21 protein-coding genes are annotated in these 25,165 nt (G+C 48.6%); 10 read left to right on the forward strand and 11 right to left on the reverse strand.

Going from position 1 to position 25,165, the window contains the following annotated elements; translation table 11 throughout:
- Positions 1-153: 153 nt before the first annotated feature.
- The 6 genes from M0415_RS02000 to M0415_RS02025 form a co-directional block, all read right to left on the reverse strand.
- The gene (locus M0415_RS02000; protein ID WP_249555856.1) at positions 154-2,844 is read right to left on the reverse strand and encodes an FAD-binding oxidoreductase; all 2,691 of its coding nucleotides are present in this window, start codon (positions 2,842-2,844) and stop codon (positions 154-156) included.
- 60 nt (positions 2,845-2,904) lie between these two features.
- On the reverse strand, positions 2,905-3,924 hold the full coding sequence (locus M0415_RS02005) for a sensor domain-containing diguanylate cyclase (protein WP_249555855.1): 1,020 nt from the start codon (positions 3,922-3,924) through the stop codon (positions 2,905-2,907).
- A 335-nt stretch (positions 3,925-4,259) separates the two neighbouring features.
- Entirely contained in the window at positions 4,260-4,637 is a 378-nt protein-coding gene (locus tag M0415_RS02010; protein WP_249555854.1) for a DP-EP family protein, read from the reverse strand.
- 17 nt (positions 4,638-4,654) lie between these two features.
- The gene (locus tag M0415_RS02015) at positions 4,655-7,906 is read right to left on the reverse strand and encodes an nSTAND1 domain-containing NTPase (RefSeq protein WP_249555853.1); all 3,252 of its coding nucleotides are present in this window, start codon (positions 7,904-7,906) and stop codon (positions 4,655-4,657) included.
- 417 nt (positions 7,907-8,323) lie between these two features.
- The gene (locus M0415_RS02020; RefSeq protein ID WP_249555852.1) at positions 8,324-9,652 is read right to left on the reverse strand and encodes a DUF4785 domain-containing protein; all 1,329 of its coding nucleotides are present in this window, start codon (positions 9,650-9,652) and stop codon (positions 8,324-8,326) included.
- Between the two features lie 10 nt (positions 9,653-9,662).
- A complete protein-coding gene (locus tag M0415_RS02025; RefSeq protein WP_088210687.1) occupies positions 9,663-10,520 on the reverse strand; it encodes a lipase family protein in 858 nt (285 codons plus the stop codon).
- A gap of 498 nt (positions 10,521-11,018) precedes the next feature.
- Here M0415_RS02025 and M0415_RS02030 point away from each other — a divergent pair, with 498 nt between their 5' ends.
- From M0415_RS02030 to M0415_RS02060, 7 genes are all read left to right on the forward strand, one after another.
- The gene (locus tag M0415_RS02030) at positions 11,019-11,366 is read left to right on the forward strand and encodes a hypothetical protein (protein ID WP_023267442.1); all 348 of its coding nucleotides are present in this window, start codon (positions 11,019-11,021) and stop codon (positions 11,364-11,366) included.
- 167 nt (positions 11,367-11,533) lie between these two features.
- Positions 11,534-12,232 carry a TetR/AcrR family transcriptional regulator gene (locus tag M0415_RS02035; protein ID WP_249555851.1) on the forward strand — a complete coding sequence of 233 codons (699 nt, stop codon included), beginning with the start codon at positions 11,534-11,536 and terminating at the stop codon, positions 12,230-12,232.
- A gap of 71 nt (positions 12,233-12,303) precedes the next feature.
- Positions 12,304-13,245: an HlyD family secretion protein gene (locus M0415_RS02040; RefSeq protein WP_425383138.1), complete on the forward strand. Its 942-nt coding sequence runs from the start codon at positions 12,304-12,306 to the stop codon at positions 13,243-13,245.
- A 95-nt stretch (positions 13,246-13,340) separates the two neighbouring features.
- Positions 13,341-14,282, forward strand: coding sequence for an ABC transporter ATP-binding protein (locus tag M0415_RS02045; protein ID WP_249556610.1), 942 nt, complete (start codon positions 13,341-13,343; stop codon positions 14,280-14,282).
- Positions 14,272-15,393: an ABC transporter permease gene (locus M0415_RS02050; RefSeq protein ID WP_249555849.1), complete on the forward strand. Its 1,122-nt coding sequence runs from the start codon at positions 14,272-14,274 to the stop codon at positions 15,391-15,393. The genes M0415_RS02045 and M0415_RS02050 overlap by 11 nt, the downstream gene beginning before the upstream one ends.
- A 237-nt stretch (positions 15,394-15,630) precedes the next feature.
- Complete coding sequence (locus M0415_RS02055) at positions 15,631-16,917, forward strand: acetyl-CoA hydrolase/transferase family protein (RefSeq protein ID WP_249555848.1); 1,287 nt, start codon at positions 15,631-15,633, stop codon at positions 16,915-16,917.
- Between the two features lie 230 nt (positions 16,918-17,147).
- Positions 17,148-17,978 carry an SseB family protein gene (locus tag M0415_RS02060; protein WP_249555847.1) on the forward strand — a complete coding sequence of 277 codons (831 nt, stop codon included), beginning with the start codon at positions 17,148-17,150 and terminating at the stop codon, positions 17,976-17,978.
- Positions 17,979-18,046: 68 nt separating this feature from the next.
- Here M0415_RS02060 and M0415_RS02065 read toward each other — a convergent pair whose 3' ends face one another.
- Positions 18,047-19,612, reverse strand: a complete 1,566-nt coding sequence (locus M0415_RS02065) for a S8 family serine peptidase (RefSeq protein ID WP_249555846.1) — start codon at positions 19,610-19,612, stop codon at positions 18,047-18,049.
- 368 nt (positions 19,613-19,980) lie between these two features.
- On the opposite strand from M0415_RS02065, the gene M0415_RS02070 reads away from it, so the two are divergent.
- Positions 19,981-20,454, forward strand: a complete 474-nt coding sequence (locus M0415_RS02070; RefSeq protein ID WP_249555845.1) for an NTF2 fold immunity protein — start codon at positions 19,981-19,983, stop codon at positions 20,452-20,454.
- Between the two features lie 73 nt (positions 20,455-20,527).
- On the opposite strand, the gene M0415_RS02075 is transcribed toward M0415_RS02070, so the two are convergent.
- On the reverse strand, positions 20,528-21,076 hold the full coding sequence (locus M0415_RS02075; RefSeq protein ID WP_249555844.1) for a DUF1415 domain-containing protein: 549 nt from the start codon (positions 21,074-21,076) through the stop codon (positions 20,528-20,530).
- Positions 21,077-21,103: 27 nt separating this feature from the next.
- The gene (locus M0415_RS02080; RefSeq protein WP_011717623.1) at positions 21,104-21,697 is read right to left on the reverse strand and encodes a LysE family translocator; all 594 of its coding nucleotides are present in this window, start codon (positions 21,695-21,697) and stop codon (positions 21,104-21,106) included.
- Between the two features lie 315 nt (positions 21,698-22,012).
- Between M0415_RS02080 and M0415_RS02085 the strand changes: the two genes are divergently transcribed.
- Positions 22,013-22,615 (forward strand): DUF4136 domain-containing protein, encoded by a 603-nt coding sequence (locus M0415_RS02085; protein ID WP_249555843.1) that lies wholly within the window; start codon positions 22,013-22,015, stop codon positions 22,613-22,615.
- A 230-nt stretch (positions 22,616-22,845) separates the two neighbouring features.
- On the forward strand, positions 22,846-23,244 hold the full coding sequence (locus tag M0415_RS02090) for a VOC family protein (RefSeq protein ID WP_249555842.1): 399 nt from the start codon (positions 22,846-22,848) through the stop codon (positions 23,242-23,244).
- Positions 23,245-23,369: 125 nt separating this feature from the next.
- On the opposite strand, the gene M0415_RS02095 is transcribed toward M0415_RS02090, so the two are convergent.
- Entirely contained in the window at positions 23,370-23,942 is a 573-nt protein-coding gene (locus M0415_RS02095) for a hypothetical protein (protein WP_249555841.1), read from the reverse strand.
- Between the two features lie 246 nt (positions 23,943-24,188).
- The gene (locus tag M0415_RS02100) at positions 24,189-25,013 is read right to left on the reverse strand and encodes a DUF2797 domain-containing protein (RefSeq protein ID WP_249555840.1); all 825 of its coding nucleotides are present in this window, start codon (positions 25,011-25,013) and stop codon (positions 24,189-24,191) included.
- Positions 25,014-25,165 lie beyond the last annotated feature (152 nt).

Here is a 25,165-nt window from a genome sequence, read left to right on the forward strand (position 1 = left end):
TTCAACGACGAAGGAAGCTGAGTTTGCCTTAAAAATGCCGCCTAGGCGAGCGCTATTGCGAACGCCGTGTTGGCGTGGTGTTGCAAAGATGCTGACCGCCCACATCAGCAGAGATTGATGAGTTGACTGCGCTAGCAAGCCATCAATCCTCTGCTACACAATCGATTTGCGCGAGCGAAAATGATTCAAGGGATCTTGGCAATAACTGGCCTTAACCTGCTGCAACATTTGATAATTTTGCCCAAAGTAGCGTGCGGTAGGGATGGTATTGTCCTTAAAGCTGATAAAGGCGCCTGAGCTATTGGCAATGCTGGCATCGCGGCAGGTGTCTATCCAGTCGAGCGCTTTATTCACTCGGGGATACACAGAGTTCACCTGCATTAAGGCTTGCTCTTGGAGTTCGCTGTTCCACCATGCCTGATACTGAATAATGTAGGCCTGCTCCTTGTAAGGGAAGGCGCTCTGGCTTTTTTGCACTTCACCAAGCGTGCGATAAAAATCGCCGGCAATGGCACTTAGGGTGACATAGGTAAACAAGCCTAATTGCCGATTGCCATCAATCAGTTGAGATGAGGTGAGGCTGTCGATAAGCGCGATATGCCCCTGTTTTAGCCCCTGTGCATGGGCCAAGCGCGATGTCACCCTATGGGGCGCGGGCTTGAGCAAATCCTGCGAATGTTGGCGCTGATTTTTATACAGCTGTATATCCGTATCATTAAGCAGTTCGGCCATTCTATGGTTTAAGACGGGTTGTAAATCCCGAATGGCTTCGCGGTTCCAGCTCTCCATCAATTCATCGCCATAGGATTGGCTTAAGCCGCCCATGGCCGCCATTTGCACTCTTTTGGGTTTTAAGCCGACCTCACTAAACTGGGTCTTGATAAAGTGCGCAAGGCTTGCTGGATTTCCCTCCCAATAGCCGTACATAATGCAGTTATGTTTAGCCTCTTGGGGATTCTGCACGCCAGTGTTTAATGGCGGTTTTACCCCAGGCAATACGGTGGGTTTGGCTTGAATTTTAAGGTTGGTGCCCAGCAAACACGGCAAATTATCGGCCAGAATAATCTGCTCCCAACGCTCCAATAATCTTAAGGTTGGGGTGGTTTCTCGTAGCTGTTGGCTATCCTGCTGATACGGGTTCCATTCCAGTTCAAATTTCAGCAGGCTTGGGGGCAGGGCAAAGGTTTGAATAAAAAAACGAGTGACAATACCGTAGCTTAAACCGCCTCCGCCCTTGAGCGCCCAGAGGAGTTCGGGCTTATTGGCCGCCGACACCACTTGGGTTTCACCTACGCCCAACACTATTTCCGCCTGCATTAGGCTTTCGCAGCACATGCCGTATTTACGACACCAAGGTCCCCAACCGCCGCCCATAATAAAGCCCGCTAAGGCATGGGAGGCGCTGGTGCTGTGGGGCAGCATTAAGCCCTTTTGCGCCAGATAACTGGTTAAGGCTTGCATAGTGCAACCTGGCCCAACGGCGACAATGCCGCTGATGGGGTCGAGTTCGATGCTGTTCATCAAGGAGAGGTCGATCACTATGCTATTGGTCTCGCCACTTTCCCCTTCGTGATCATGGCCGCTAGAACGCACACTAATGGCTAAGTGATAATCGACCGCCGTCTTGTAGACCAGTTTGACCTCTTGGCTGGTGCGGCATTTGATGATGGCGAGGGGCCTTTTTTGCAAGCGTCGATTAAACAGTTGGCAGGCATTTTCGTAGGCCAGCATCTGTTGTCCCGTGCTTACCCAAAAATCCTGCTCGGCATAATACTGGCCATCGGTAATGATATTGTCGCTGGCAATGTGGCTGCGCACTTCGTTAATAAAACGCATAAAATGCTTGGCTTGGCGGGTGACCACATTTTCGCTGATACGGATCTCGGCCGTTAATCGGTTTGAAGTTGATTGGCTGATAAAGCAATCAAATTCCAGTTCATTGCTCAGCTGTAAATCAATCTGTGAACGATGGGGCGTGAGGGATTTTAAAATATCAAAGCTCAGTTTAATATCGGTGCTTTCTTTGGCTTGATAGTTCGCCTTGTAAATAAAATGTGGCCAGTTATTACTGCTGGATTCAATCATGTATGCGCAGCGTTCATGGGCGGGGATAATACTCGGTAGCTGCTTGTTAAAGTTATTGCTGTTTAAGTTCTGCTTACTAAAATTATATTCGGTATCATTAAAAATAATCAGCATGACTTCCTGTCTTGCCAATTGAGCTGGCATTAAGTTGAGAGTCTGCTTTGAATGTTGTTTGGGATAAATATATAGGTTGCTGTCAATCAGCGCCGCTTGTTGCTGTGGATGTAAATAACAATCTAAAATTTCAGTATTGGTTAAACAGGTTTCAATCAAATTAATATTAACGATTTCTCCATCGAAAGTCGCAGCAGCCTGTTTTTCGGTTTTTAATTTAGCCTCATCCGTTAAGGGCGTTGTATGCTGCTGTAAATGGATTTGATCGCCATCGATAAAACAGCTTAATTCATGGTATTGATAAGTGATAGATAATAAATGCCAATAACCATCATTTAAGCCGCCTAAGGTGGATATAGTGTCAATCTGTAATAACTGGCTGTTTACTCGAATATCGATATGCCCAAGTGGCGTTATTTGTACCGTAAAACAGGGATTATTGGCTTGGTTGCAATATTGAAATACCGTCCCGCCCTGTTGAGTGTTAACCCAAGCTTGGAAGGTAAACACATCTAGGGTCTGACTGAGAGAAAATGGCGTTAAGGAAAGTGAATTCATTGAGGCTGCTGTCTCTTGACCCTGTGCTTGAGCCACAGTGTTAGTCGAGGTATCCGAAGTGTTATGGGGTGTATTCGGCGTTTTCATGGGCAACATCCTTGTTTAATTTCATTCCCTTACGATTGCTTACGCTGCAATCACCACTGCCTACAGAGAGGCGTTTATCCGGTCACGACCATCGGCCTTAGCGCGGTAAAGCGCGGTATCGGCGGCGCACACCATGGCGAGTGAAGTACGGAATTGGCCATTAACTTCGCTGGCAATCCCTTGGCTGGCACTTACCGAGACATAATCCCTAAGCCCTTGGTCAGTAAAGCGAATATTATTAATTCCTTGCTGAATTTTTTGCGCTATGGTCAGCGCCATTTTGGCATTGTGATTAGGCAGGATCAGCGCAAACTCCTCGCCGCCGTAACGGGCCGCAAGACCGATGTCGATAGGCACAATATTGGCGATTACTTTGGCGATTTTTCTAAGGCATTCATCACCTTGGATATGACCAAACTGGTCATTGAACACCTTAAAATAATCCACATCGATAATGACTACGCTGATGGGGCGCAGTTTAGCTGTGCATTCTTCCCATTGCTGTTGCAGCATTTCATCAAAATAGCGACGGTTCGCCAGTTGGGTGAGGGAGTCGGTGGCGGCCAACTTACGCAGCTTGAGGTTTTCCGCCTTATGTTGAGTTAAATCGTGCATCACCATCACAAACACGGGTTCATGGCTGGGAATATAAGAGATAGACAATTCAACATCTTTGGCCTTGCCAGAGGCGCAGATCAGCGTGGTTTCCTGCGCAGGGTGCTGCACGGGGTGACCACAATTAGTGCCTAGTTGCACATCGTGGCTCAGGAGATTGTCATAGCGCGCTTGATGATGTTCGGTCAAAAAATTGCGCCAGTCTTGGCCCTTTAAACTCGCCTGCGGGCAATCGAGCAGCTCGGCACTACGTTGATTGCACGAACGGATAAAGCCATTGGCATTCACTAGGATCACTGGCTCGGTTAAATGTTGAATAAAGAGTTCAATGGTCTCGAGGGAAGAATGCTCGAAAAAGTTCAGCGGTAGCTCGGCAGCCTTTGCATGCTGAGTTGCGGCCAATGCAGCATCATCGACAATGGATAAGGCGGGTTGTTGGCGTGCCAGTTTCGGTGAGTTTGTCATTGTTATCTTTCTCCGTGAACTTTAATCATCTGCGCTAGGCGCTTTTCTGAGGATGACTTTATTCTGGTGGAAGAAAAGATACCTTCTGCTTACCTTCTGGTTTAACTTGTTGTTTATAAATGAATAAAAAATTAGCTTCCGAATGGTTTAGGGCAATCTTCACGTCGACTTGGTGCGATTTATATCGTATAAAGGTGAATTAATGCGCAAGTTTGCGAAGCAGAATTGGTTAAAAGTAGAGGGAATTGGCTAGCTAAGGCGTTTGGCTGTGGCAAGCAGAGGGAGTGTGGAAGAGGAAAAAAGGGGACTGCTCAGCAGTCCCATTTCAATGGAGATTAGTTTTCAGGACGGTTAACCACTTCTGGATCAGGACTCAATAACATTAGTGTGTTTGTCGTGTTTGTTAATACAAACTGAAACTTTGTTGTACCAGCTGTGTGGTCCAAATCTACAAGTTGTACTAACTGTCCATCACTACTAATTGTTACGGCGTCAATAATTTCATCAAAAGGAGTGATGAAACCAACGCCAGCAAATTTTAATCCTTTTCCAGTATTATCCACTAATTGATAAGTGATAGTGCTTGCCTCTGTAATTGTTACATCACCTTGGCACGGCTCACCAGTCGTGTCGACATAGGTAAAAACGGGTTCATTATTATCTAAGTTAACAATCACTTTGATAAAGTGAGCGTGACCTTGTACATTTTGCATTTCTTACTCCTTTTTGATTAAAATTCAAGATTATTAATTTTTGATTTAGTAAGAATCTCAATTAATTCTATTCCTGTGTTTTTATCGTTTAAGCATTTCAATGATTTTATATATGGGATTGTGATTCCTGGACTTTTGTTTTTACTTACAAAAGGTGTTAGTAAGGACTTTATATCTTTACATACTTCAATGTAATTATCGTTTTCATTTAAGTTTTTCAATGAAGATGCTTCTATTAATAAGCTTTCTGAAAATGGTGTGATATTGTCTTGAGAGTTGGAGCTAGATTCTTGTAAGGACATGAAAATAGCCTTTGCTTTTTTAGAAAGGCCTAGACTGCTTTTGTAATTTTTTATTTTTTCCATGTGCTTTGCAAGAGCTAGATAGTATTTTGCTAATAATTCTTTATCCTTTTTTGAAGCTGTTTCGTTGATTTTTATTTGTTCAATTAAACGTTCGAGTTTAAGCTTTTCATCTTGATTAAAGTCACCATAACCAAGGCTTATTAGATTTAAGTATGAATAATTTTTCTGCATTTTAATTATTCTATTTTCGGAGTCTTTGTCTGATGCTTTTTTTATAGTTAAAAAACTAAGTTTAGCCTTTTCAACTGCTAGTTCAGTATCATTTCTATAATTAATCAAAGTTGATGATAGCTGATAGCTACTTGAAAGCCTTTCAAGAAGATAGGGTTGTTGCTCTAATTTTTCATTCGAAAGTTCAGTTTGTATTTTTTCATGAATATTAATTGCAGAAGTAACTTCACCTAATGAGGTTAAGGCACTGGCTAACCAAGACCGTGCATTTACTACATCAGATAAAAGTTGAGTATTACGAGGATCTGTTTCTAGAGCAGTAAGTTTTAATGTCAGAGACTCCTGAAATCCATTCTTTGCTTCAACGAATTGTTGTCGTTGCATAGAAAGCGAACCTAGGGAGTTATATGCATATGACAGTTCCATCAATGCATCCTTATCATCCGGCGCTAAGGAATACATCTTTTGACTGTATTGCAAATACAGTTCAAAAAAGGGTTCGACCGATTCCCACTTTCTATCATCGTATTCAATCTGCCCCAACCAGAAGGCGTTGGCGCCTAAGGTTTTTAGCAGGGCTAAGTTTTCGGGCTGCAATTCGAGCAGCGGCAGCATTTTTTCCTGTGCGGCGAGTAGGGCGCTGCGGGCTTCATCGATTTTATTACGTGAATAGGCGACTTCGCCCATGGCCTCTAAGGTTTGCCCATGCTGGAAGCGGGCATCGAAGCTTAAGTACTTCTCATCGTCTTGGCTGGAGAAATCCGTGAAATATTCCAATGCCTTATTACTGATGCCGTCGAGTAAGTCCATCCGGCCGATGCCGCGCATCTTATCGGCGAAGTCACCCACCATAAACCCGAGCAGATCTTCGGCGGCGAGGCGTTTTTGCTGGGCCAGCTTTTCGGCTTCGATACTGCGAACACTCATAATGACTGAGGTTAAGGTGAGTACGCACAGCAGGGCGACGGTAACGCGCCTCGTCCAGCGCAGCATAGTGGCGCGTTTGCTGGAGGCGGCAATAAAGTCGGTTTCCCGCTCGTCTAAGTCAAATAAGGGGTTTTGCCTAAGGCTTTGGGCCTCTTTTAAGGGTTTTCCCTCGGCCAGCAAATAGGCGCTGTGTTTGGCTTCGCTGAGCCAGCGTTGAGATAAATGCTGTAGTCGGCTCTTAATGCTAAGGCTGTCGTTATGCTCGCTGATCCACGCCGTCGCCCTTGGCCAGCGGCGCAGCAGGGCTTCGTGGGCGATGCTAAAACAGGGCTCACCATTTTGCAGATGGGACACAAATAAGCGGCTGTCGACCATGGCTTGCACCAGGGCGGTTTCGGCCGCACTTTGCAACTGTGACCAGCGGGCGGTGCGGCTGGTGATGGATTTTTCATCCTCACGCAGGGTGACTAACAGGGATAAAATCCGTGGCAGACTGGCTTTTTCGGCCTCGGTTAAATGGGAGATGGCCTGCTCGGCATTTTTACCAATAGCGCCTTCGATACCGCCCAAGGTGCGATACACAGAGACCAATAGCTTGTCGTCGTCGCTGCGTTGTAAGTACAGCGCCTGCAAGGTGTATTGCAGCATAGGCAGCGCATCTGGGTTGCTGGCGGCATCGCTACAGAGCATTTCATCGAGCGGCATGGCGGTGTCGCTATCGATTTCCCAGGCTAAATTGGCGGCAACGGCTGGCAGGCGGATCATCTGCAACAACTCGGTGCGAGTGGGCGGTGCTAAGTCGAAATGTGCGCCACGCGCTTTGCCCGCCATCAGACTGGGGTAATTGACTAGCAGCGGATAAAAATCGTTGCGACAGGCACTTAGAATCAACACTGCATGGGAAGTGGCAAGACGCTCTAACAGCTCGATAAAGGCGCTGCGCTCGGCGTCGCTAAACAGCGGCGATGATAATAATACCTCTAATCTGTCGATAAATAAGGCAAAGCGCGGTGTAGCATAGGTCTGATTTTTAAGGCTTTGTTTACACGTATCGACAATGCTTTGTGGATCTTGCTCAAGCTTGGTGGCAAGGGTATCGGCGCTCATTCCCTCAAATACAGGGCTGTCGTTTAGCTCCCAGTCGAGCATGGCGCTGGCCAAATCGGTGAGCAGTTGTCCCTTGCTGACATCGGCAAAATCGAGGCTGCTGTAGGCCACAACCCCAACGCCATTAAAGCCATTGGCGGCCATGAGGTTAGGCAATACACCTGCATTAATTAAGGAGGATTTACCGCTACCACTGGGGCCTAAAATTAAGCAGAAGGCGCGGCCAAATTGGATTTGTTGACTAATGCGATTCAGCAGCGTGCTAATTTGCTCGCTGCGGCCGAAGAATACGTCGGCATAGTTGGCGCTGTAGGCTTGCAGGCCCGGAAACGGCGAGCCGCCTTGCCAAGTCTGTGGCGTGGCGCTGGCCTCATGGCCGACGGGAAAGCGAACCTCGGCTAAGGTGCGATAGCCACGTTTGCGAATGGTCTCAATATAACGGGATTCGGTGGCGCTATCGCCAAGTGCTCGACGTAACTGGTTGATAATCTTGTGCAGTGGATTGTCGCCCGTGTCGACCCCCGGCCAACAATGGCTAACAATTTCGTCGCTGCTGACCACTTCACCGGCGTTCCGGCAGAGAAACAACAATACATCCATCGCCTTAGGTTCAAGTTGTTTAACTTGTTTACCAAGGAGTAGGCTGTTGGCGCTGGGATTGACTTGCCATTCACCAAAAAAAAATGTGCTGTCACTCATAGGATTTCCATTGCTTGAGCATCGACTAAGGCGGGGGAATCGCGGTGCCATTAGCCATTGTTATTTTTATAGGTAGCGCGTATTGAACATTGAGTGTCATCAATTTGCATGACGTCAAAACATTGACATTATGCCTAGACACTTTGTTATTTAAAAGGAATAACCTTCGGTAATCAATGTAAATTTTATATCGTCATTGTGACGATATTGCGTCCTGAGGCACCTGCTTTATCACTCATTTGTGATCTCATGCGGCATTTTGGAAACCTTTGTTAGGAATTTGTCTTGTGCTTTTCTGTCTGGCTTTAACTGAGGCTGATTGCATCAAGCTAAAAAAGAGTGCCCGGGTGGGCACTCAAAACGGTTGGGAAGGGAGAAGTGAAAAATGAAAAGTGAATTAGCGGCTAAACACAGTCGTTAGCGGCTAAGTACCAGTGCGTTGGCCTGAAAACTTAACCGCGCCATTTGCCCTTGGTCTTGCAGCTCAAGCTCGTTGAGTTCAAAGGGCGGTTGCAGACCCGAGGCTTGGATAAGTGTTGGGTCAAACATCAGCTTGAGTTTGGGGGATTCGGGCGTTAACCAAGTCGCCGCTTGGGTGCGCATAATCGCCACTTTTTGGCCTTCGGTACTGGTGCCCGTGAGCACGCCACTCAAACCAAAGCGTCCCGCCTCGGCGACATTTAGCTCAAAGTTGACTTGATTCGGCACGCCTTTGTCCCAAACGGTCAATACTTCGGGCTTGATGCTGGCCGAATTCACATAGGACTTAAAGGCGGTTTTCACCGTACGCTGCACTGGGCGGCCATCGACCTGAGTCTGGACTGTGACTTCGATTTCACTCAGCCCCGCATTGCTGCTGGCAAGGGGCAAGTCTGCGGGCACTAAAGCCTGCCATTCATCCCCCTGTTTCACCATTGCCAGCGCTTGCTCTGTGCCATCGGCTTGTTTGAGTTTGGCCTGAGGCGCAAATTGATTATCGCTTTGGCTTAAGGCGAGTTTTACCCCAACCGCTTGGGCATCGGCCGCAATCGCGCTGGGTGCCTTGATGCTCAGTTGATAGGGCGAGCCTTTTTCCTTCACGTTGACCAGATAGTTGGCCTTAGCGACCAAGGGCTGGCTGACTTGTAGGCGATATTCTCCGGCCGTGGCCTTTTCAGACATTTGCAGTGCGCTGGAGTCATCGGCGAGTCCCGCACTGGCTAAGGCTTCGGCGCTTACCAGCGACTTAACCAAAGATTCCGTTGCTTGCGGGCTGGCGTTTTTCCCCTGCGGCGTGTGGCCTATCCGCTGAATTTGCACTCGCTCGGGGGCAACGGCATCGGCATGCATTAAGGCGCCTGTGCTGACATCGCCGCGGGGCGCAATCCGCACTAAGCTACCCGCTTGGCTTAAGTTGAGTTGCACGCCGGCATTCAGCTCGGCGCCGGTGACATTAAGCCAATACTCATCACTCTGGCTTGCCTGCTCAAGCACGGGCTGACTGGCTTGGTATTCGCCGTAGAGCGGGGTGATAAAGCTGACATAATCGGTACTGGTGTTAATCGGCGCGAGGGTTGGCGCGGCGATATTGATATCGACAAGATCGCTATCCGTTGGCGCTGATAAGGTTAAGCCCTTGGCATACATTGGGCTGGTTTCTTTTTGTGGCTCAGGCGTGGTCGATTCATCCTGACAGGCACCGAGCAGGCCAGCGAAGATGACCAAGCTGACCGCTTTGCTTAAGGTGCGGAGTGTCAATGGTTGCATAGTTAGCTCCTTAAATATGGTTGCGGATCAGCGTGTCTAAGTTAAAACAGGCACGGCGACTCTGCTGATGGCTTAGCGGTTCTTGGCCTCGGGTCTTTTGTTTATCGGTAAACCAGACTGTGCCTGCGGCTTTTTGGGAGCTGCAATTTAAGAAGCCGTCGGAGCAGCTATCGAGCCAGTTTTGGGTGGTTTCGAGGGCGACCTGATACTGATAGCCTGCGCAGTAGCTGTCGCTATCCCAAATGGCGGAATCCACATCCGAGCCGACAACCACCTCGAAGGGTTTACCTAAACTCGGGCGACCAGCTGTGCCGTAGAGCAAGGTATTGTTGTAGTTTGCCATCCAGCCGACTTGTTGCTGTTTGACCGCATTGCTGCCATAACCTAAGAGCCAACCTAGGCTGGTTTCGAACACATTGCCTTGATTGACCGCATCGGCCAGCGGCGTGCCGCCACTCGATGGCGCAAGGGCGATGACTCTGGAGGTGGCGTTGATCACCGCAGGATAGCGGCTGTCCCAGGTTGGGTTGGATAAAATCCAGCGCACCACATTGCCGCCATTGGAGTGGGTGAGCAGGATTAAATCATCAATATTCTTCGCTTGAATAAAGCTATTGAGCTGAGTGGCAAGGCAGCCTGCGGCTGTTTCTTCCCACATATATTGGTCGAAGTCACAGTTGATGACAGTGTAATTATTGGGGACGGGGATCCCTTGGCGCACCGAGTTAACAAACTCGGATGTCCAATAGTCGGCTAACGCATTGGTTTGATGCCCCGTTCCGTGGACAAAGGCGATACCTGTTGCAGCAAATACTGCGGGGCTGACAGCTAACAGACCCAAGAGCATTAAGGTGTTTTTTATCTTCATGGGTGTTTCTCATCTTTTAGTGATTGAGCACGGCCTTGCAGTCCATTGCTAACGGCCATTGAGTGTCGGGTGAATGGCGTTAAGTCGCAGCGTTCGGCATGGCAATCATTCGTCAGGTTTAAATCAATACGGCGAAACCTTGGGAGTGGCAGCTAAAACACATCACCGCTTTGGCTTTAGCATCGGGGCTAAACTGGCCCGACTTCCACTCTGTATTATTAACCTAGTCGCAACATTTTCTGCTGGCAAGCAAAAATTCACTATACAATTTAATGACATAGCGACAATCTTTTGACTGTGTTTTAATAGGGGTAAGGGACACGCTAATTACTTGATCAGTAAACGCTAATAAAACGCATGGTGTATTAAGCTGTTTAAATTTACCTAAAGCTGTGGGAAATTATTTTTATTAACACTGAACCGCTAATCAGTTTATTGTTCTGTATATCAAGATGTTTACACTTTCAGGAGGCACTTTTGGCTATAACACAACAGGAAATGAGCCGCTGTTTAACCGAGCTGCATTGTCGCAGCAATTTTTCGGTGAAGAGCATTACCGAATATATGTTGCCGGAAACCAAGGAAGCTTTTTATCTGCATATGGAGGGCAAAACCGCGCAGCTGATTATCCGCCCAGCCTTTGAGGTGTTTTCCAGCGAGTTAGCCACCTTAGCGGGCGTACATGCCAAGTATGACTATTACCACAATGCGGAAATGACGCGTTTTCCCAAGCGCTTACATAAGAGCCTGAACGAAACCCACTACGGATTGGCGTTTAGTTTCGATACCCTTGAAGCTGTGCAGCAATTTATCGCACGTTTAAGCGCCATCGTGAAAGGGACTTAGGATTTCAAAATACCAGCCTTAAAAATGGTTTTAACCGTCTGATATCTTAGGCTTAAGCCTTTTAGGTTAAATTCCTCAATTTTAATCAAAATGAGGAATTTAACTGCTGCCTTTTCCAGCAGCTTTTCAGTATATTCATCAGTAGATGAATTCTGCTGGAGTGGCTTATGTCGCTTATTCCCCGTCGCCCAAGAGGCGTGGTTCCCTTTGCCGCCCAACCTGGGCAGTCCATGACAGCGGGTCGCCCGAAAGGCAACTCTGATGCGCGCCAACGGCTGATCGCCGCCGCGGTGACGCTCTTTAGTGAACGCAGTTATCCCACTGTTTCTACCCGTGAAATAGCCCGTGAAGCCGAAGTGGATGCGGCGCTTATCCGCTATTACTTTGGCTCTAAGGCTGGCTTATTTGAGCAGATGGTGCGGGAAACCCTAGAGCCTGTGATTGCGCGTTTACGTGAAATTTCCAGCGCTCAAGCACCCAATGATATAGGTGAACTGATGCAGACCTATTATCGGGTGATGGCACCCAATCCTGGATTACCCCGATTAATAGTACGTGTGTTGCAGGAAGGCGATGGCACCGAGGCCTATCGAATTATGTTGTCGGTGTTTGAGCAAATTCTGTCCCTCTCGCGCCAATGGGTCGAGTCGGCATTAGTAAACGCGGGATTACTCAAAGAAGGGCTAGATCCCAATTTAGTGCGCCTGAGTTTTATCAGTTTGATGGTGTTTCCGCTGATCGCGCCCCCGGTTTTAATGCGTCAGTTTGGCCTGTTTAGTGCCAATGCTGCGGATTTACAACGCTTAGCATTGCACAATATGCAGGTGTTTACCCAGGGTGTATTACGTGAACCTAGGAGTGAATGATGATTTTAACCAATAGGTTAACAGTGATGTCGGTTATGGCGCGGCGACTTTCCCCTCAAAGATGGGGCAAGATGTTGGCGAATCTTTTGGGCGCGGCATTGTTGCTGCAATTGACGGCTTGCGGTGATGAATCCCCCCGCGTGCTGGGCACAGTCGAGCGCGACAGGTTAACCCTCACCGCACCCGTGGGGGAGCTGATCAAGCGGATTAATGTGGTCGAAGGCCAGCAAGTGCAGGCGGGGGAGGTGTTACTCGAGCTAGATAGCACAGCCGCTAAGGCGCGCTTAAGTCAACGTCAGGCCGAGCTTAAGCAAGCGCAGGCCAAGCTGGAAGAAGCCGTGACGGGGGCTCGCTCGGAAGATATAGATAAAGCCCGCGCCGCCCTCGATGGCGCAAATGCCAGCGTGAAAGAGGCGCAGCAGAATTTTGAGCGCACGCAGCGGTTATTTAAGACTAAGGTGCTTAGCCAAGCGGATTTAGATGCGGCGCGCGCGGCGCGTGATACCAGCCTTGCCAAGCAGACCGAAGCCGAGCAGAGCCTAAGACTGCTACAAAACGGCACCCGTAGCGAGCAACTAGAACAAGCCAGAGCGGCGGTAGAGGCGGCCATGGCTGGCGTGGCGCAGGAGCAAAAAGCCCTCAAGGATTTAAACCTAGTGGCAGCAAGACCCGCAGTAGTGGATACCTTACCTTGGCGGGTGGGCGACAGGGTGGCCGCAGGTAGCCAACTCATTGGTCTATTGGCAATTGAGCATCCCTATGTGAGGGTGTATCTGCCAGCAACTTGGCTCGATAGGGTTAAAGCGGGGAGCCAAGTGAAGATCCTTGTCGATGGCCGCGCGCAGCCTATTGCAGGCACAGTGCGTAATATTCGCAGTCAACCGGCTTACACTCCTTTTTATGCCTTAAATGAACGCGATAGGGCGAGACTGATGTATCTCACCGATATTGATATTGCGCCAGAGGGGCAGGATTTACCCACGGGAATGGCCCTTGAGGTACAGCTGCCATGAGTGCTCAACAGGCTTCAGCAGGGAGATTAGTCGCTGGGACATCAGCGGCAGAAACATCAAGCACGGTTTCTGAGTTTGCTATCGAAACCCGTGGTATGACCCGCGCCTTTAGCGGCATCAATGCGGTCGAAAACCTCGATTTAGCAATCCCTAAGGGCACGATTTATGGATTTTTAGGCCCTAATGGTTGCGGTAAATCGACCTCCATTCGGATGTTGACAGGGCTGCTGAGTCCGACCTCGGGGGATATTCGGGTGCTGGGGGAAACCTTGCCCGGCGCCGAGGAAAAACTGCGTCGCCGCATTGGCTATATGACGCAAAAATTCTCCCTCTACGACAATTTGTCGGTGCGGGAAAACCTCGAGTTTGTGGCGCAAATTTATGGGCTGAATCGTTGCCAAACCAAGGCGCGTTTGGCCGAGTTATTAAGCTTGTACGATTTGGCGGGGCGCGAGAAGCAAATGGCGGGCTCCATGAGTGGTGGGCAAAAGCAACGTTTAGCCTTAGCCGCCGCGACCTTGCATCACCCCGAGCTGTTATTTCTCGATGAGCCGACATCGGCGGTCGACCCTGAAAACCGCCGCGAGTTTTGGGAGCGGCTGTTCGATCTTTGCGCTCAAGGCACCACGATTTTAGTCTCGACCCACTATATGGATGAGGCCGAGCGTTGCCATGGTCTGGCGATTTTAGAGCGCGGGATAAAACGCGCCGACGGCTCGCCGCAACAACTCATGGCGGCCATGGGCGCTCGGGTCATTGAAGTGTCGGGGGAGGATTTACGCAAGCTTAAACAATCACTCATCAGCGATGCCAACGTGTTATCGGCGGCGCAGATTGGCAGCCGCTTGCGGGTATTAGTGCAAAGTTCGATTGCAGATCCGCTGGCTTGGTTAAGCCCAAGGGTTGCGGGGCGGCCACTGACCGAAGTGCGTCCCAGCCTTGAGGATGTGTTTGTCACCTGCACGGGTGGGCGTGCCCAGCTAACGCCGCCAAACGGCAGTCAGGCCACTACCGTGGAGGCTCAAGATGCTACGTAGAATTTGGGCCGTGGTGGTCAAAGAACTCAGGCAGTTATCGCGGGATCGCATGACTTTCGGCATGATAGTGATGATCCCCTTAGTGCAGTTGATGTTGTTTGGTTATGCCATCAATACCGATGCGCGCGATTTGCCCGCAGGTTTAGTGAATTTAAGCGATTCTGCCTATAGCCGCGCCTTGGTTAAGGCAGTAGAAGCGACTCAAGTTGTTGATTTTAAACATCGCTATTTGAGCGCCGCCGAAGCGGATGCAGCCATTACACGGGGCGAAGTGAAAGCCGTGCTGTATTTAGGCGCCGATCTCGACGAGCGTTTAGTGCGGCATCCCGCCTTTGCGGGGCAGGCCTATTTTGCCGAGCCCGTGGGTCAATGGTTAGTGGATGGCTCGGATACAGTGGTCGCCTCCACCATTCGCAGTTTAAGACAAATGCCGCTCGATGAAATCGCGGGCAGGGCGGTCAAATCGAATCCCCCCAGTTTTGAGGTGGTGCAATACTTTAACCCTGAGCAGCGTTCTGTGGTGAATATCGTCCCCGGCCTCTTGGGGGTGATTTTGACTATGACCATGGTGATGTTTACCTCGGCCGCGATTGTGCGCGAGCGTGAGCAGGGCAATATGGAGTTTTTAATCACCACACCAGTGCGGCCGCTCGAGCTAATGCTAGGTAAAATCACCCCTTATGTATTAGTGGGTTTCGTGCAATTGGCCATTATTCTTAGTGCCGGACATTTGCTGTTTGCAGTGCCGATCCGCGGCGGTTTGGACTCGATTGCGCTGGCGGCCATGTTGTTTATCTGCGCAAGTTTGACCTTAGGCCTAGTGATTTCGACCATAGCGAAAACCCAGTTGCAGTCGATGCAGATGACGGTGTTTATCCTGCTGCCGTCGATTCTGTTGTCGGGCTTTATGTTCCCCTACGAGGCCATGCCCGTGGCGGCGCAGTGGATTGCCGAGGCGTTACCCGCGACGCACTTTATGCGCATGTCCCGCGCGATTGTGTTGAGAGATGCCCAGGTGAGTGACTTGCAATTTGATGCGCTGTGGATGATTGGCTTTACCTGCCTAGGCCTGCTGGTGGCCAGTCTGCGATTCTCCAAACGTTTGGATTAAGGCTCTCGCTTTGGGCGCGAGTTTTGACTTAACGCAAAGTATTGGTAAAGAATCGGACTAAGTCGTTGAAATGGATGTTAGTTACTTTAGAACTCGCTTACACTGCTGCTAATAAAATGTTCCTTTGCGGTATTGGCTTTGCGTAACCCTTGGGGGAGTGGAGACGCAAAGCGTGTGGCGCATCCTCGCCACAACATGCGCAAAGGAATGGGGATCAGCTAAGCGAAGGAATTCTGTATGCCTGCGATTGTGTGTCAAAGTGCCCTCGAAGCGGTATCGCTCATTCAAAGTGGCGAAACCCTGTGGACCCATTCCATGGGGGCGACCCCCAGAGTCTTATTGGATGCGCTGGCAAAACATGCGCTCACTCTTGAAAATCTCACCTTATTACAGCTACATACCGAAGGCGCCGAGTCTTTAAGTCATCCCGATTTGCGTGGTCATCTGCGCCATCGTTGTTTCTTTGGCGGGGTGCCGACTCGGCCGTTATTGCAAAGTGGTGATGCCGATTATGTGCCGATTTTCCTCTCGGAAGTGCCTAAATTGTTCCGCAGCGGCGAGCAAAAAATCGATACCGCGATTATCCAAGTGTCGCCGCCCGATAAACACGGCATGTGTTCCTTAGGAATTTCGGTGGAAGCCACCTTAGCCGCCTGCCAAGTGGCGGGTAAAATCATCGCCCATATTAACCCGCAAATGCCCCGCACCCACGGCGATGGTTTTATCCATATCGACCGTTTCGCCGCTGTGTATGAACAGAGCGCCAGTTTACCCATCCATGCCTTTGCCACCGGCGATGCCGTGAGTTTGGCGATAGGTAAAAATGTGGCCGAGTTAGTGCGCGATGGCGATTGTTTGCAGATGGGCATTGGCGCGATTCCCGATGCGGTGTTGTCTTGCCTGACCGAGCACAAAGACTTAGGCGTGCATACCGAGCTATTTTCCGACGGGATTTTGCAGCTGGTCGAAAAGGGCGTGATTAACAACAGCAAGAAGCGTTTTTACCCCGGAAAACTGGTCACAGGTTTCGCCTTAGGTAGCCAGAAGTTATACGACTATGTGGATGATAATCCTGCGGTCATTTTTATGGATATCGAGCAAGTCAACGATACCTCTATTATCCGTAAAAACCCCAATGTGATGGCGATTAACTCGGCATTGCAGGTCGATCTTTCGGGCCAAGTTTGCGCCGATTCGATAGGCACTAAGATTTATTCGGGTGTTGGCGGGCAGATGGACTTTATTCGCGGCGCGGGGTTATCCGAAGGCGGCCGCTCTGTGATTGCCTTGCCAAGTACTGCCTCGGGCGGCGCGATTTCCCGCATTGCTCCTGTGTTATCGCCCGGTGCTGGGGTGGTGACGACGCGTGCCCATGTGCATTACATAGTGACCGAGTATGGCGCGGCGAACCTGCGTGGTCGCTCCCTGCGCGAGCGGGCACAGGCCTTGATCAATATTGCTCATCCGGATTTTCGTGAGCAACTTTGCCGCGATGCCTTCGAGGTGTGGGGATTAAGTCTGTAACCCTATCAGTCAGTTACTCCTGAGTGCCGAGTTTGCGACTACGCAGGCTCGGTACAATGCTAAGTGCCTGCTCTGATTCTAATTGTGGGATGTTTTGCTCGATTCGACGCCCTCAATGTTTTACCATGCCAACGCGACTTAATCAGGTCAGTGTGAATCGAATGGCTAAAAATTATTTTTAACTCTTTGATAGTAAAGGACTGAACCGCTTAATAACAGGAAGTTTGCCAATGTTGTACACCTTAGAAGCGACAACCCCACTCGAACACAGTTTTGTGAAGGCCCTCCAAGACAATCTCTATGCGGCCGAGTTTTATCAACAACTTAGTCAATCAACCCTGTTTATCTTGAGTGAGAGTAGCACTGAGGCGCCCGAGGCGGGTGAAGGTGCGATGGCTATCGGCATCACCCAGTGGTATGTCCCCCTCGAGGATGGTAGTGATCATCCTTTTACGCCGATTTTCACATCTCAAACCGCCGTCGATAAGGCCATCGAATTGATGAAGAGCGAAGGCACTGCGCACCATGGGGTGATGACGCTCGATGCCGAAACGCTATTCCAAGTGTTGCTACAATCGGGGAGCGATATGGCGCTGAATCCTAACAGCAATATGTCGAAATCCTTGGATGCACACGAAGTGCGCTTGATGCTGTCATCGCAGCTTGAGTTGGTGGAGCACAGGGGCGCACTCTCGTTATTTGGTAATATTGAGTCCCATGAGTATCCCCATTTCGCCCAGCTCAAAGGGTTATTGTCGAACTATAAAACTGTCGAGAAGGCCTATCTGCTGGAATCGTCACGCTTGGACTTTATTCGTAGTTCTTCGGACCACGCCTTAAGCCTAGTGATCCAGTTACCCGCTGAAAACTCAGAGGATATTAATCGTATTCGTGGCGATGTGAAGTTGCTCGAACGTCAACTGGGGCAGGACAGCTGGCCTATCAAAGTGCACCATCTACATGGCGACAGCGTCGAGCCTATCGCGACATTTTGCCAAGCTAAGAGCGTGCCTTTTTACAGCCGCTCACTGCTGACCAGTATCAAAGGTTGGTTTAAGTAATCTCCCAATGGATAATAAAAAAACCAGCACAAGTGCTGGTTTTTTATTGGTGTTATTTTGGCGAAAGCTTATTTGCCAGAGCAGCCATAGGTAGTGAGGTAAGCATCTGCCGCTTTCGCGTTGACGATACCATAACCGAAGTAGTTATCCTTACCTACAGTACCCGCATCCATTGCCGTTGCTTTGAGTGCGTTACGGATTTGTGTGCCAGTACATTGTGAATGGTTAGACCATACCAGTGCCGCCATACCCGATACTGCTGGTGTGGCCATTGAAGTACCGCTCATAAAGCCGTAGTCAACCGAATCGATTGAAACCGTTGCGTTTTGTGCGGCAAGTAGGCTGGCTCTATCTTCAAACGCCGCGCCAACAGCAGGAATAGTTGTGGCGTTGGTATCACCCAAAGTGCCGTAGAGCATTCCCGCAACGTTGTTGATAACGATTGCGCCGACACCGCCTGAGTTTTCACAGTTAAGCACTTTATCGTGGAAGGAAATCACGCCGCGATCGATAACACAAATCTTACCGTTCGCGCCAGAATCCACAGCTTGAGCCGTGCCCATAAAGTAGGTGTTGCCTGAGGCTGAACCTGGGTTCTCCATTGCTGATGAGGCGACTGTCGCGCCATCGGCAGTTAAGGTTGAGGCCGTTGCCATGCCAGCAGGGTAGGTTGAAAGGGTATCGACACCGCCTGCGGTCACTTCAACACAGATGCCATCATCGTTGACGGCTTTTTTACCACGACCGCTCACGCAGCTTGGGTATTGGGAGAAGTCGGCAATCTTATTGTTAGCATCGTTAGCACCGATCATCATCACCGATGGATAACCCGCTGGATAGGAGCGCACTGAGTTACCGTCGTTACCCGCAGCCGCGACCACTAAACCACCCGCCGCGGTAAAGGCGTCGAAGGCATTCTTTTCGGTATTGTTGGCTGCGCCGCCACCTAAACTCATGCTGATGATCTTAGCGCCAGCATTACTACATTTGTTGGCTGCATAGGCTAAGTCAGAGGAGTAACCCCAACCCGAGGCGTTGAATACTTTTACGATATGCATAGGTACGCCAGGCGCCATACCGACTACACCGATATTGTTATCCGCCGCACCAATAGTACCCGCTACGTGGGTGCCGTGTGGGCCACCGTTCTGATTCCAGTTACCAGTACCAGAGTCGTTATCGCCAGTGATGTTGTTCCAGTTAAAATCTGGGTTTGAGCTATCTAAACCCGAGTCAATAATACACACCTTCATGCCCGCATTTGGGTTAAAGGTCACTTCGTTGGCATGGGATTGATATACCGCATAGGGCGTGACTTGCTGGGTCATTGGATTGCCCGCATCGTCGTTATACAGCGCCATAGGATGACGGCGAACGTCTTCTTCAATCAGGGTGATATGTGGGTTGTTCAGCAGACCTTTTACTTGGGCGAGATCTTTGCCGGTAAAAGTCGCAGCGATAAATTCATCCCCTTCAAGATTGATTTCTGCGCCCAATTTTTTGGCCAGTGCTTTAACAATGCCTTTATGACCCGCTTCGACTTGAATGACATAACGATTGTCGTCGGCATGGGCTTGTGCAATAACGCCCACAGATAAGGCTATAACGGTACTGGCAATTTTGGTTAATTTCATTGTGCTTGCTCCATTTGTTATCAAGGTTGTAAGACCTAAGCGACACGGAGCATCTACTTGTGCTCCTATGGACAGACGGGCGTCTGCTGACTTAGGCGATTTCAACCTAACACAGGAATTTGTTTTTAACAAATAAATAACAAAGGTAGCAATTTGTAAACATTTTGAGCTGTAAACAAAGAATGATAATCATGACACAGTTAACAGCCAAGCCATGTAGGGGAGAATATGCTGGCTAATTCACCCTAAGCTAATGAATTATCATTATGTTTTTTATTGATGTGATAGAGAGCTTGGCTTGTGACCGACGGGCCGTTTGATTATAGTGTCCGCCGTAAGTATTCCTAGGAGAGGACGAGATAATCGACATGGATGACATTGAATTAAAAGCGTATTTAACACAGCGTGTGTTATCTTTCAGCCAAAGTTGGAATGAGATCGAAAATAATCTCTATGCCAAACGGCAAGCAGAGGAAGAAGCCTTAAGCAAAGCCGTGCCCGAAACTGAGTTCCACTATGCAGAGCGAACCGATTGGTTTGCACTGCTCAATGAACAAATCTCCCCCTTATTCGATGGGTTTTGTACCGATAAGCCCCTTGTGTACGGCGGTAAAGTTCGCAACTCCTTTGGTTTTCCCTCAAAGTTTAATGGTTGTGACCATCCCCTTGAGCTGCTCGTTAACTTAAAACATAAGGGCAGAGCAGAAATCTATATCAAAACCAACACTCACTTCGAAGATGAGTATCTGTTTATCGTCCTTAAGAAGGCCGATGAATGGCGTATCGATAGCTATAAGAATCGTCGCTATGGCAATGAGAAATGGAGCACACAAATCCTGTGATTGGTGTAAACAGTGCGACCTTTCCCCATGCCTAAACTTAGGAGTTGTTAGGTTTATTGCTTTGAAATAAAAACTATTTCCCCATGCACTCTGCGAGTAAATTAATAAAAAACTCGCTGCCTTTACGCTCACAAAATTGAATATTGCGCTCGGGAATCGATTCGGGGTCGTTGTAGTTAGCAAGGGCTAACTCCATGCTGGCCTCGCGGATAATATGCAGGGTTGGGTAGGGCGCGCGGTTGGTATAATTGGCCGCAGAATCCTGTGGTTCATCCTCGAAGCAATAATCGGGATGAAAATGCGCGAGCTGATACACGCCTTCATAGTCGTTGTCGAACAAGGCGTCGTTCGCCATATCAACGAGATCGAGGTAAGTGTAAAAGCCCTCAAAACCCCGCGGCAGAATAAACAGCGTCGTTTCGGCTTCGGGATGCGCATCTAGGTATTGGCATTCTTCAATCAGAGCCTTGAGCACTAGCTTGACTTTGGTTTGTTCAACAACGAGATAGCGAATACTGCCGCGCTCGACCTCACGTCTGGCGAAGGGGCAAATATTGTATTTCATGATCACTTTTTTCACCCAGTTATCGGTTTGTTGAGTGATCAGTTCTATCTCATTCATGCTAGTGCTTAACTCTTACGGCCAAAATTAGGGGGCGATCATAGGGATGATAGACGCCACAAGCAAGATGGCCATAGTGATATTAAAGATCTTCTGCTGGCGCTCGTTTTTCAAAATACGTTTAAGCGCCACGCCAAACCCAAGCCACACTACGGCGCAGGGAAAGGCCACACATAAAAACACTGTGGCAATGGTGACCACTTGCGGCGTGAGATCCTGTTGCACCGAGGTAAAAGTGGCAATCGCGCCGACAGCCATAATCCAGCCTTTAGGGTTAACCCATTGAAATGCGGCGGCCTGCAAAAAACTAAAGGGTTTAGCGATACTCTTGCCCTCCATCTTGCTACTGCTGTTGGCAATCAGCCAAGATAGGTACAGGAGATAGACAATCCCAATGATTTTAATCACTTGGTGGATAATCGGATAGGCTTGAAATAGGGCACTTAAGCCTAGGCCGATGGCGAGGATCATAGTGGGAAAGCCAAGGCTAATCCCCATCAGATGTGGAATACTGCGTTTAACGCCAAAGTTGACCCCAGAGGTCATCAACATAATGTTGTTAGGCCCAGGGGTGATCCCCGATGAGAAGGCAAACAACGCGATAGCGAGTATTAACTCCATAGATCTATTTCACACCTTTTGTTGTCGTTATTGGCATTGTGATAAGGGCATATTCCCTCAATTTTTGCGCCGTAATTATGCAAGTTGCAGTCGCTCGGCGAGGCATTCTAGCGGGTAAATTGAGCCGCGCCTATACGCCCTGCGGGCATAATAAAGTAACAAATCATAACGAATTGGGAAGCCATGAATGCCTGAGTGCAATTTAGCCACAAGGCTTGTCGAGAGCGATGATTTAACACTATGATGCATATCGACTTTCAGTCTTGGAAATAGCAACTATCCTTAAGCTGTAAAAATCGCAATAAGGGAATAAGTATGTATTTACCACAAACTATTGGGCGTTTATTGACGCTATTAACCATAGGTTTTGCCGCGCTGACGGCCTGTGTGAGTGTGGATGATTCGCAGGCGCTGCGAACCACAATTGTGACTTCGGGGGATTTGAGCCAATTACCGCCGAGCGCCATGACCTACAGTTGGCACCCAACACTCCAGAAAATCTTTGTCGACAGTCGATTAGACAAACAACAAGTCCAACAGCATATGCAAGATACACTGAAAAAAGTGCTGCTGACGAAAGGTTATCGTTGGGTTGAAGATCCGCAGCTGGCGGACTTTCAAGTCGGGTTTGGCGTCGCCATGGGCACACAAATGTCGGATGAGCAGATACTCGCCGCCGCAGGCTTAGTGCCGGGCTTATCGAACCAAGGCGTTGACCCTAAAAAGTACGATAAAGGCTCAGTGCTGATTAGCTTTTTTAAACCAACGGGTATCGCGGGGCAACCTACCGAAATGGTCTGGCGAGTCCTTGCCCAAGGCTTTGCCAACATTAAAGATATGGACGAAGTTAGAGCCCGCTTCGATGGTTTAATCGATGAAATGCTGTTATCGCTGCCCGCCACTCACTCAGTGCAATAGCGCGGTTATCTTGGCGCAGTAATCTGTATAGTCATAAGGCAGTACAGTCATAAGGCGAGTAAGATACTCGCCTTATGCTCTTGCAGGAACATGAGTTCAGGATGCCGCAATGATTGACTAGACTGTTCACTTAGCTATTTACTTCATTGTTAACTTAACTATCTACAGATGACAGGTATTTTTACAGGACAGGATGTGACGTCCGCAGGGATTTTTAAAGGGAGATTATGATGGCACAAAGTATCTTTGTTAATTTAGCGGTTGAAAGTGTTCAACAATCACGGGCTTTTTACGCTGGCCTAGGGTTTGGTATCAATGAGCAATACAGCAATGAGCAGGCTGCTTGCGTGGTCATCGCCGACAATATTTATGTGATGCTGCTGGCGAAGCCTTTTTTCGCGGGTTTTACCGATAAGCCGATTGCCGATGCTCGTACCACGACAGAAGTGCTCAATTGCCTAGACTGCGACAGTCGAGAACGTGTCGACCAATTGGTTAAGCTTGCCGAGCAGCATGGCGGCAAAGCCTATCGTCAAGCGCAGGATCAAGGATTTATGTATGGCCACGCGTTTGAAGATCCCGATGGACATATCTGGGAACTTGTTTATATGGTTGCGCAACCAAGTTAGAGCAAAGCCTCTGCTCGATTGATTTAATCTCTTCAAAATCAGGCTTATCCAAGAATGGCGAGCGTTGCGTGGGGCTTATGCTTTACACAACGCCGCTATGCCTAATCAAGCTAGCTTAAGCTGGCTTATTTTCTTGCCTTATTCTCTTGATTAGCTACATGAGTTTCGAGAAACTCCTTCAGAAAATCAAAATTATCCATATTTATTTCCCTATTCGTGAACGACACTTGGCCGGAAATCTGGACAAAGTTGATCGTCAAGCGGCGTGTGCCTCTGTATTTAAAGTATTTTGTACTGGCAATCTCATCCAATGGGACAAACTGTTGTTTCATATCAAAAAGATGAAACTCGGCATCGTAGAGATTAAATATAAGGCCTTCTTGATAGATATCGATGTAATAGCCATCAGGTCCAGCTTCGGCTAATTTCCTTTGTTCATTTTTAGCGGCTTTACCTAGTCTTATCGATTCAGAAATGATCATGAAGGCGAAGAAAAATGCCACCACAACGGCTAAAACGACAACAATTGTAAATCCTATATCCCATGGTTCTGTCGATAGCGATGCGGTCAGTTCCTTCCAAGGACCGCTTGCTATTATTAGCGGGATTATTAAGAGCAACATTATCCCAGATTGCTTATTACGTAATTTTTGTTGGAATGCACAGCGACGGATAAAATTTTGAGGTCCTTGTTTCATAAAATATATTCCATATAAAGATTTTTACCTTGGAGAAGGTGAGCGCCATTTTATCCATGTGGGATGCTGGGTACGACTGAGTGATTGCAAGATAAGGGTGATCATAATGCTTTAGGTATGAGTATATCGAGGTTCTACCTAAGCGATTTAGACGTTTCACTACTGTCATCTAACGGTTTAGCAATGAGTGTACTGACTGCCATAGCGGCGCTCAACACACTCATTTGACAGGAATTTTAACTTATATTAGTCAGCTAACGCTATGCTGACTTCATAGGCGGTGAATTTACGAATGTTAATCACGCCCGTATCGAAGATCAGATATTGGCCTTTAATACCCTGCAATACGCCGCTGACCACGACTTCCTTATCAAAATTATGTGAAGTGATTTTTTTCGGGAAGGTCTCAATCGGATAATGGATAGACTGGATCTCTTCCTGCAATCGTTCGATACTGTAATCGCCTTTTTGCATGCCGATTTCGTGCAACTTAGCCTCAATTTGCGGGATCAGTTCCGCCGCCTTAGCATTTAAATCGATATCATCGGCGTGGCCCTTAAGCATGGTTTGCCAGTGGGTTTTATCGTTGATGAGTTTGGCTAATTCCACTTCCACTAAACCCGAGATTTGTCGTGTCGACACTTTGAAAATCGGTAACCCTTGAGTCGCGCCCTGATCTATCCAGCGAGTAGGCAATTGGGTGTGGCGAGTGATACCGACCTTGATGCCCGAAGTATTGGATAGATAAACATAATGCGGCACAAAACAATGGCTTTGCGCCCACTCTGGCTCGCGGCAAGTACCTTGGTCAAAGTGACAGGTTTCGGGCTTCATAATGCACATATCGCAGCTGGCGAGCTTTTGCATGCACACAAAACAATGGCCTTGCGAATAGCTTTTTTTGGTCTTTTTGCCGCAGTTACAGCAGAAGATGTTACCTGTGTGGGTCAGGGTCAGCGGCTTGCCAATTAAGGGATTCAGTGGCAGCAAGTCGTCGCCAACAACCAGTTGATACTGTACTTGTTGCGCCTCATCTAAGTGTGCGCACAGCTTTTTTAGCGTTCCTAACATAGGTGTTCCTAGTTTTTTATGGTGTCACTGGAGTTGGTAAGACATCCCAGCGCACTTATGCATTCGTCATTGCGTGGTGTGCAGTATACAAGATTATCCCGCCGAGTTTAGATAGGAATTCTCGATTGAGAGCCTGACTGCAATATGTGGCT

Origin of the sequence: Shewanella sp. 10B (genome assembly GCF_023475885.1) — a bacterium.
Taxonomy (GTDB): domain Bacteria; phylum Pseudomonadota; class Gammaproteobacteria; order Enterobacterales; family Shewanellaceae; genus Shewanella; species Shewanella mangrovisoli.

Bases quoted from the DNA above. Each gene is read 5' to 3' on its own strand.
- M0415_RS02060 (WP_249555847.1), top strand. From the start codon at position 17,148: ATGTTGTACACCTTAGAAGCGACAACCCCACTCGAACACAGTTTTGTG.
- M0415_RS02045 (WP_249556610.1), top strand. From the start codon at position 13,341: ATGACCCGCGCCTTTAGCGGCATCAATGCGGTCGAAAACCTCGATTTA.
- M0415_RS02030 (WP_023267442.1), top strand. From the start codon at position 11,019: ATGAGCCGCTGTTTAACCGAGCTGCATTGTCGCAGCAATTTTTCGGTG.
- M0415_RS02095 (WP_249555841.1), bottom strand. From the start codon at position 23,942: ATGAAACAAGGACCTCAAAATTTTATCCGTCGCTGTGCATTCCAACAA.
- M0415_RS02085 (WP_249555843.1), top strand. From the start codon at position 22,013: ATGTATTTACCACAAACTATTGGGCGTTTATTGACGCTATTAACCATA.
- M0415_RS02065 (WP_249555846.1), bottom strand. From the start codon at position 19,612: ATGAAATTAACCAAAATTGCCAGTACCGTTATAGCCTTATCTGTGGGC.
- M0415_RS02020 (WP_249555852.1), bottom strand. From the start codon at position 9,652: ATGCAACCATTGACACTCCGCACCTTAAGCAAAGCGGTCAGCTTGGTC.
- M0415_RS02040 (WP_425383138.1), top strand. From the start codon at position 12,304: ATGTTGGCGAATCTTTTGGGCGCGGCATTGTTGCTGCAATTGACGGCT.
- M0415_RS02035 (WP_249555851.1), top strand. From the start codon at position 11,534: ATGTCGCTTATTCCCCGTCGCCCAAGAGGCGTGGTTCCCTTTGCCGCC.
- M0415_RS02075 (WP_249555844.1), bottom strand. From the start codon at position 21,076: ATGAATGAGATAGAACTGATCACTCAACAAACCGATAACTGGGTGAAA.
- M0415_RS02010 (WP_249555854.1), bottom strand. From the start codon at position 4,637: ATGCAAAATGTACAAGGTCACGCTCACTTTATCAAAGTGATTGTTAAC.
- M0415_RS02005 (WP_249555855.1), bottom strand. From the start codon at position 3,924: ATGACAAACTCACCGAAACTGGCACGCCAACAACCCGCCTTATCCATT.
- M0415_RS02055 (WP_249555848.1), top strand. From the start codon at position 15,631: ATGCCTGCGATTGTGTGTCAAAGTGCCCTCGAAGCGGTATCGCTCATT.
- M0415_RS02080 (WP_011717623.1), bottom strand. From the start codon at position 21,697: ATGGAGTTAATACTCGCTATCGCGTTGTTTGCCTTCTCATCGGGGATC.
- M0415_RS02050 (WP_249555849.1), top strand. From the start codon at position 14,272: ATGCTACGTAGAATTTGGGCCGTGGTGGTCAAAGAACTCAGGCAGTTA.
- M0415_RS02000 (WP_249555856.1), bottom strand. From the start codon at position 2,844: ATGAAAACGCCGAATACACCCCATAACACTTCGGATACCTCGACTAAC.
- M0415_RS02025 (WP_088210687.1), bottom strand. From the start codon at position 10,520: ATGAAGATAAAAAACACCTTAATGCTCTTGGGTCTGTTAGCTGTCAGC.
- M0415_RS02070 (WP_249555845.1), top strand. From the start codon at position 19,981: ATGGATGACATTGAATTAAAAGCGTATTTAACACAGCGTGTGTTATCT.
- M0415_RS02090 (WP_249555842.1), top strand. From the start codon at position 22,846: ATGGCACAAAGTATCTTTGTTAATTTAGCGGTTGAAAGTGTTCAACAA.
- M0415_RS02015 (WP_249555853.1), bottom strand. From the start codon at position 7,906: ATGAGTGACAGCACATTTTTTTTTGGTGAATGGCAAGTCAATCCCAGC.
- M0415_RS02100 (WP_249555840.1), bottom strand. From the start codon at position 25,013: ATGTTAGGAACGCTAAAAAAGCTGTGCGCACACTTAGATGAGGCGCAA.